Origin of the sequence: Rhodanobacter thiooxydans LCS2 (genome assembly GCF_000264375.1) — a bacterium.
GTDB lineage: Bacteria > Pseudomonadota > Gammaproteobacteria > Xanthomonadales > Rhodanobacteraceae > Rhodanobacter > Rhodanobacter thiooxydans.
Genome location: NZ_AJXW01000111.1, coordinates 1 through 7,351 on the forward strand (window position 1 = coordinate 1; position 7,351 = coordinate 7,351).

General features: G+C 70.9%; 7 protein-coding genes and 2 pseudogenes. All 9 read left to right on the plus strand.

All coding sequences use genetic code 11. From position 1 onward, the window contains the following. Positions 1 to 462, plus strand: a pseudogene (locus UUA_RS19690) (hypothetical protein); the annotation flags it as partial. Next, the gene (locus tag UUA_RS17690) at positions 459 to 842 is read left to right on the plus strand and encodes a putative zinc-binding protein (protein ID WP_008439401.1); all 384 of its coding nucleotides are present in this window, start codon (positions 459 to 461) and stop codon (positions 840 to 842) included. The pseudogene UUA_RS19690 and the gene UUA_RS17690, both read left to right, overlap by 4 nt. Before the next feature lie 191 nt (positions 843 to 1,033). Next, complete coding sequence (gene nadA / locus UUA_RS17695) at positions 1,034 to 2,059, plus strand: quinolinate synthase NadA (protein WP_008439402.1); 1,026 nt, start codon at positions 1,034 to 1,036, stop codon at positions 2,057 to 2,059. Continuing rightward, a complete protein-coding gene (locus UUA_RS17700) occupies positions 2,056 to 3,504 on the plus strand; it encodes an L-aspartate oxidase (protein ID WP_008439403.1) in 1,449 nt (482 codons plus the stop codon). The genes nadA and UUA_RS17700 overlap by 4 nt, the downstream gene beginning before the upstream one ends. A 105-nt stretch (positions 3,505 to 3,609) precedes the next feature. Next, the gene (fabA, locus tag UUA_RS17705; RefSeq protein ID WP_008439404.1) at positions 3,610 to 4,125 is read left to right on the plus strand and encodes a 3-hydroxyacyl-[acyl-carrier-protein] dehydratase FabA; all 516 of its coding nucleotides are present in this window, start codon (positions 3,610 to 3,612) and stop codon (positions 4,123 to 4,125) included. Position 4,126: 1 nt separating this feature from the next. Next, complete coding sequence (fabB, locus tag UUA_RS17710; protein WP_008439405.1) at positions 4,127 to 5,335, plus strand: beta-ketoacyl-ACP synthase I; 1,209 nt, start codon at positions 4,127 to 4,129, stop codon at positions 5,333 to 5,335. Positions 5,336 to 5,358: 23 nt separating this feature from the next. Then, on the plus strand, positions 5,359 to 6,018 hold the full coding sequence (gene trhA, locus UUA_RS17715; RefSeq protein ID WP_008439406.1) for a PAQR family membrane homeostasis protein TrhA: 660 nt from the start codon (positions 5,359 to 5,361) through the stop codon (positions 6,016 to 6,018). A gap of 76 nt (positions 6,019 to 6,094) precedes the next feature. Then, complete coding sequence (gene deoC, locus UUA_RS17720; protein ID WP_008439411.1) at positions 6,095 to 6,838, plus strand: deoxyribose-phosphate aldolase; 744 nt, start codon at positions 6,095 to 6,097, stop codon at positions 6,836 to 6,838. After that, positions 6,835 to 7,351: pseudogene (locus tag UUA_RS17725) on the plus strand (thymidine phosphorylase); the annotation flags it as partial. The gene deoC and the pseudogene UUA_RS17725, both read left to right, overlap by 4 nt.

Sequence of the window (7,351 nt, forward strand, 5' to 3'; positions counted from 1 at the left end):
CTGCAATGGCGGGCGCCGCGACCGCGCCGCGGGCCGCTGCTGTGGAGCTGGCGCGCGGGACTGGCGATGCTGGCGCTGGCCGCGCTGGCGCTGCTCGTGGACGTGCGCGGCGGCATGCTGGCCGGCGCGCTGGGGCTGGGCGTCGCGCTGCCGCTGCTGGTCAGCGGCATGATGCTGGAGATCGTGCCCTTCATCGGCTGGATCGAGCTGCATCGGCGCATCGGCCGCGGCGTGCAGCTGCCTGGCGTGCAGCGGCTGCTGCCGGTGCACGAGAAGAACCGCGTGCTGCTGGCGCAGCTGCCGCTGCTGCTGTTGCCGATGGCTGCGTGCTGGCCGTCGGCGTGGCTGGCGCGTGTCGCCGGGCTGGCGCTGGTGCTGGCGTGGGGCTGCGCGTGGTGGACGCTGTGCGGCGTGCGCCGGCGCGCGAATCATTTCCTGTCGACCGTGGAGCCTCGCCCATGAGTGCCAAGTTGCCGCTCGTCTATTCCTGTTCCGGTTGCTCCAGCGCGGCGCAGATGGCCAATCACCTGGCGCTGCGACTCGACCGCGCCGGCGTTGCCGAGATGTCCTGCATCGCCGGCGTCGGCGGCGGCGTCGCCGGGCTGGTGCGCACGGCGCGGAGCGGGCGGCGCATCCTGGCGCTGGACGGCTGCGTGCTGAAGTGCGTTTCGGCCTGCCTCGCCAACGCGGGCGTGGTGGCCGATACCCACGTGGTGCTCTCCGAGCATGGCGTGAAGAAACGCCAGCACGCCGATTTCGATGCGCAGGAGGCGCAGCGCCTGTACGCCGCCGAGGTGCTGCCGGCGGCGCAGGCGCTCGCCGTCGTCGGGCAGAGTGGTTGACATGGGTCAAGGCGTGCGCCTGCCCACGCCGGCCATGATGCCGCCCAGCATGCGTGGCCCGACTTCCAACATAATGCTTCCGCCGCGCCGCATGCGGCCGGCGGTGGAACCTCCGCGGCAGCGCGTCGTACCCGCCTGCCACGTTGCCACCGCCTGAGCCGTCCGTTTTCATCCTTCGAAAAGCGATCAGCATGAGCGTCTCCGCAACCCTGCCCGTGCCGGTCTGGCGCGACGAGCTCGAACACGAATACGCCGCGCTGGCCGAGCGCCTCGAACCGCTGGTGCCGTGCCTGGAGATTCCGCTGCATCTGCCGTGGATCGACGCGATCAACAAGCTGAAGAAGCAGCGCGGCGCGGTGATCATGGCGCACAGCTACCAGTCGCCGGAGATCTTCCACGGCGTGGCCGACATCACCGGCGACTCGCTGGGCCTGGCCCAGGCGGCGGCCGAGTGCGACGCCGATCTGATCGTGCTGTGCGGCGTGCACTTCATGGCCGAGACCGCGAAGATCCTGGCGCCGCACAAGACCGTGCTGATTCCCGATCTCGAAGCCGGCTGCTCGCTGGCTTCCTCGATCACCGCTGCCGACGTACGTGCACTGCGCGCGCAGCATCCCGGCGTGCCGGTGGTGAGCTACGCCAATACCTCGGCCGCGGTGAAGGCGGAGTCCGACGCGATCTGCACCTCGGCCAACGCGGTGCAGGTGGTGGAGGCGATGGGCACGCCGAAGGTGATCTTCCTGCCCGACGAGTTCCTCGGCAAACACGTCGCGAAACAGACCCAGGTGGAGATCATCCTGTGGCACGGCCGCTGCGAGGTGCACGAGCGCTTCACCGCGCAGGAAGTGCGGCATGTGCGCGAGCAGTTCGGCACCCGGGTGGTGGCGCATCCGGAATGCTCGCCCGAGGTGCTGGCCGAGGCCGATTTCGTCGGCTCCACCACCGCCATGGGCAAGTGGCTGGCGCGCGAGAAGCCGGCCCGGGTGGCGATGATCACCGAGTGCTCGATGGCCGACAACCTCAAGTCGCAGTTCCCGCAGACCGAGTTCATCAAGCCGTGCAACCTGTGTCCGCATATGCAGCGGATCACCTTGCAGAACATCTACGCCTGCCTGCGCGACCTGCGGCATGCAATCGAGATCCCCGCCGACGTCAGCGTGCGAGCGCGCGCAGCGCTGGAACGCATGCTGGCGATCGGGCGGCGCGAAAGCGTGTGAGGCACGCACAGCTGCCGATCGTGGTGGTGGGCGGCGGCGCGGCCGGGTTGGCCACGGCGCTGGCCATGGCGCCGGCGCCGGTGCGGCTGCTGTGCCGCGCCCACGATGGCCGCGGCAGCGCCAGCGCGCTGGCCCAGGGCGGTATCGCCGCGGCGCTCGATCCGCGCGACAGCGCTGCCGCGCACGCCGCCGACACGCTGATCGCCGGTGCGCAGCACAACGATGTGGCGATGGTGCAGTGGCTGGCGGCCGGGGCGCCGGCGGCGATCGCGTGGCTGCAGGCGCAGGGGGTGGTGTTCGATCGCGATGCACAGGGCTGCCTGCAGTTGGGTCGTGAAGGGGGCCACAGCGCGGCGCGCATCGTGCATGCCGGCGGCGATGCCAGCGGCGCCGCGCTGGTCCACGCCTTGCGCGCCAGGGTGCAGGAGGCCGCGCACGTGCAGTGGCGCGGCGGCGTCGATGTCGATGGCCTGCTGCTGCGTGAGGGGTGCGTGGCGGGCGTGCGCACCCGCGACGAGCGCGGTCGCCATGAGCGGATCGAGGCGTCGACCGTGGTGCTGGCTACCGGCGGCATCGGCGCCTTGTATGCGCGCACCAGCAATCCACCGGGTGCCGATGGCGCCGGCCTCGCGCTGGGCCTGGCGGCGGGGGCCGCGGCCCGCGACCTGGAGTTCGTGCAATTCCATCCCACCGCGCTCGATGTGCCGGGCCATTGCCTGCCGCTGATTACCGAGGCGCTGCGCGGTGCCGGTGCCCGCCTGCACGATGGCGGCGGCCACGCGCTGATGGCGGGGGTGCATCCGCTCGGCGACCTGGCGCCGCGCGACGTGGTGGCGCGGCGCGTGGCCGCGGAACAAGCCGCGGGTGGGCGGGTCTGGCTCGACGCCACCGGCGTGGACGGCGACTGGGCGCGGCGTTTCCCCACCGTGCTGGCGGCGTGTTGCGCGCACGGCTTCGACCCCCGCCGCGTTGCATTGCCGGTGACCCCGGCGGCGCATTTCCACATGGGCGGACTGGCCACCGATGCGGACGGGCGTACCAGCGTGCCGGGGCTCTACGCGGTAGGCGAGGTGGCCTGCAACGGCGTGCACGGCGCCAACCGCCTGGCCAGCAATTCGCTGCTCGAAGGTGTGCTGGGCGGCCGTCGGCTGGGTGAGCTGCTGGCGAATACCCCGGTGCCGGCGCCAGGCAGCGGCCCGCTTCGCGTGGTCGAGCGCGGCGAAAGCCTGCCGCCCGCCCAGCTCGCGGCGTTGCACGCGCTGCTGTGGCAGGCGGCCGGTCCGGTGCGCGAGGCCCGCGCCCTGCGCGATGCGTGGCGGGTCTGCGCAGCGTTGGCCGAGGCCGGCTGGCAGGCCCGGCTGGCCAAGGCGCTGCTGCGTGCGATGCGGCTGCGTCGGCATTCGCTGGGCGCGCATTGGCGGCAGGATCGCGGCTGCCCGCGCTGAGCTCGTTTCAATGCGTGCGCGTACGGCGCCGGCAGGGTTGACCCGCGTCAAGACAGGAGAGCGCCCAGCTGTCACACTGGGCGTTCCTCACCCCGCGAGTTATTCATGACACGTCCGTCCTCCTTCGACTACGAACAGCTGCGTGCCTGCGGTCGCGGCGAGCTGTTCGGCGACGACAATGCCCGGCTGCCTTCGCCACCGATGCTGATGTTCGATCGCATCACGCAGATTTCCGAGGAAGGCGGTGCCTACGGCAAGGGTTTGATCCATGCCGAGATGGACATCCATCCGAAGCTGTGGTTTTTCGACTGCCACTTCATCGGCGATCCGGTGATGCCCGGTTGCCTGGGTCTGGATGCGATGTGGCAGCTCAGCGGTTTCTTCCTGCCCTGGCTGGGCGAACCCGGTCGCGGCCGCGCGCTCGGCGTGGGCAACGTGAAGTTCTCCGGCCAGGTGATGCCGACGGCGAAGCTGGTGCGCTACGAGATCGACATCCGTCGCGTGATGCGCGGCAAGCTGCGGCTGGTGATTGCCGACGGCAAGACCTTCGTCGACGATCGCCTGATCTATGAAGCCAGCGACATGCGCGTCGGCCTGTTCCAGACCACCGAGGGTTTTTGAGATGCGTCGTGTCGTAGTGACGGGCATGGGCATCGTGTCGTGCCTGGGCAATCTTCCGGCCACGGTGGCGCGCGCGCTGCGCGACGGCCGCAGCGGCATCCAGGCGATTCCGGAGTACATCGAGCGCGGCCTGCGCAGCCACGTGGCCGGCGTGCCGCAGATCGACCTGGACGCCGCGATTGATCGCAAGCTGAAGCGTTTCATGGGTGATGCCGCCGCCTACGCCTACGTGGCGATGCGTTCGGCGATCGCCGATGCGGGACTGGCCATCGAGCACATCCGCCATCCGCGCAGCGGCGTGATCGCCGGCTCCGGCGGTGGTTCGGCGCAGTGGCAGATCGAGACCGGCGACATCCTGCGCGAGAAGGGCGTACGCAAGATCGGCCCGTACATGGTGCCGCGCACGATGTGCTCGACCGTGTCCGCTACGCTGGCCACCGCGTTCGGCATCCTCGGCCTGAGCTATTCGATCTCCGCCGCCTGTGCCACCTCGGCGCACTGCATCGGTGCGGCCGCGGACCTGATCCGCCACGGCGCGCAGGACGTGATGTTCGCCGGCGGCGGCGAGGAAGTGCACTGGGGCATGACCGCGCAGTTCGACGCGATGGGCGCACTGTCCAGCCACTACAACGCCACTCCGGCGACCGCCTCGCGCCCGTACGACACCGGCCGCGACGGTTTCGTCATCGCCGGCGGCGGCGGCATGCTGGTGCTGGAGGAATACGAGCACGCGAAGGCGCGCGGCGCGCACATCCACGCCGAGCTGGTCGGTTATGGCGTCACCTCCGACGGCGCCGACATGGTAGCGCCCTCGGGCGAAGGCGCGGTGCGCTGCATGCGCATGGCGATGGCCGGCGTCAACGCCCCGGTCGACTACATCAACACCCACGGCACCTCCACGCCACTGGGCGACATCGTCGAACTGCAGGCGCTGCGCGAGACGTTCGGCGAGGTGGTGCCCCCGCTGTCCTCGACCAAGGCGCTGACTGGCCATTCGCTCGGTGCGGCCAGCGTGCACGAGGCGATCTACAGCCTGCTGATGCTCAACGAGGGCTTCATGGCCGGGTCGGCCAACATCGACGAACTCGACCCGCGCGCCGAAAGCTTCCCGATCCTGCGTGAAAGCCGCCCGGCGCAACTGACCGCGGTGATGTCCAACAGCTTCGGCTTCGGCGGCACCAACGCCAGCCTGGTGTTCGCCAGGGTGTGACGGCACGCGTCCCGGCCATCCGCATGTCACCGACCCGCCGTGGTGCAATCGTCCGAGCGCAGAGCTGGCGCGAGGAGCTGGCCAACAGCCTCAGCCACGGGCTGGGCCTGCTGCTGGCCATCGCCGGGTTGCCGGTGCTGGTGGTACGGGCCGACCACCTCGACAGCGGCTACGCGATGGCCGGCGCACTCAGTTTCGGCGGCAGCGCGGTGCTGCTGTACCTGGCCTCGACGCTGTACCACGCGATGGCGCATCCGAAGGCCAAGGCGATCCTGCGCGCGCTCGACCACGCGGCGATCTACCTGCTGATCGCCGGAACCTATACGCCGATCACGCTGGGCGTGTTGCGTGGCGGCTGGGGCTGGGGGCTGTTTGGCCTGGTCTGGGGCCTGGCCCTGGCCGGCATGCTGTTCAAGGCGCTGGGCGGGATGCGCTTCCCGCACGTTTCCACCGCGCTGTACCTGGCCATGGGCTGGGTGGGCGTGATCGCGATCCACCCGCTGTGGGTGCGCATGGAAGCCGGCGGGCTGGCCTGGCTGGGTGCTGGCGGGCTGGCCTACAGCCTGGGCGTGGTGTTCTTCGTGCTGGACGAAAAGCTGCGCTACAGCCATTTCATCTGGCACCTGTTCGTGCTGGCCGGCACCACCTGCCACTTCTTCGCCGTGCTGCTCTACGCGTTCTGATCGACTTGCCGCAGGTCAAGGAAGCGCCCGTCTGCGTGGCCTAGGCTCCAAGGCCGACGATCCGTGGAGTAGCTCCGTGCCCGACGACGCCCGCAGCCCGCGCGCCCTGGCGACGCGTCTGTTGTCCCTGCTTGACCTGACCAGCCTGGGCGAGAGCGACACGCCGGCGCGGATCGAGGCGCTGTGCGCGGCCGCGCTGGCCGCACCGGTGTTGCCGGCGGCGCTGTGCGTCTACCCGGAGCACGTGGCCGGCGCACGGCGCCAGCTGCAGGGCAGCGCGATCAAGCTGGCGACGGTAGTGAATTTTCCCGACGGCGGCGGCGACCCGGCCCGGGTCGAGCGCGAAACGCAGCGGGCGCTGGCGGCCGGTGCCGACGAGATCGACCTGGTGCTGCCCTACCGCGCGCTGCTGGCTGGCGACGCGGCCACCGCTGGCGCGGTGGTGCGTGCCGGTCGCGCGGTCTGCAGCGACGGCGTCGTGCTCAAGCTGATCATCGAGAGCGGCGAGCTGGGCAGCGCCGAACGCATTCGCCAGGCCTGCGCGATCGGGCTCGATGCCGGCGTGGATTTCCTCAAGACCTCCACCGGCAAGGTGCCGGTCAACGCGACTCCGGCAGCCGCGGCGGTGATGCTCGACGCGATCGCCGAAGCGGGCGGACGCTGCGGCTTCAAGGCGGCCGGCGGCATCCGCACGCTGGCCGATGCGGCCGCCTATCTGGAGCTGGCCGAGGCGCGGCTCGGTCCGGGCTGGGCCGACCCGGCGCATTTCCGCATCGGCGCCAGCGCGCTGTTCGGCGAGCTGGTCGCGGCAACGTCGTGAACGCGCAGCGTGCCGCCGGCCTGATCCGCTGCAAGCGCGACGGCGGCGAACTCGACGCCAGCCAGTTGCGCGCGGTGGCGCAGGGAATCGGCAGCGGCGCCTGGAGCGAGGCTCAGGTTGCGGCGTTCGCGATGGCGGTGGCGTGGCGCGGCATGAGCATCCCGGAGTGTCGTCAGTTCACCCTGGCGCTGCGCGATTCCGGCCAGTGCCTGCGCTGGGACGATCTGCCCGGGCCGACGCTGGACAAGCACTCCACCGGCGGCGTCGGCGACGGCGTGAGCCTGCTGCTGGCGCCGCTGCTGGCGGCCTGCGGCGGCTACGTGCCGATGATCTCCGGTCGCGGCCTGGGTCATACCGGCGGCACCCTCGACAAGCTGGAGAGCCTGGCCGGCTACGAGGTGCACCCGTCCAGCGCGCGCCTGCGCCAGGTGGTCCGCGAAGTGGGCTGCGCCATCGTCGGCCAGGGCGACGAGCTGGTGCCGGCCGATGGCCGGCTGTATGCGGTGCGCGACG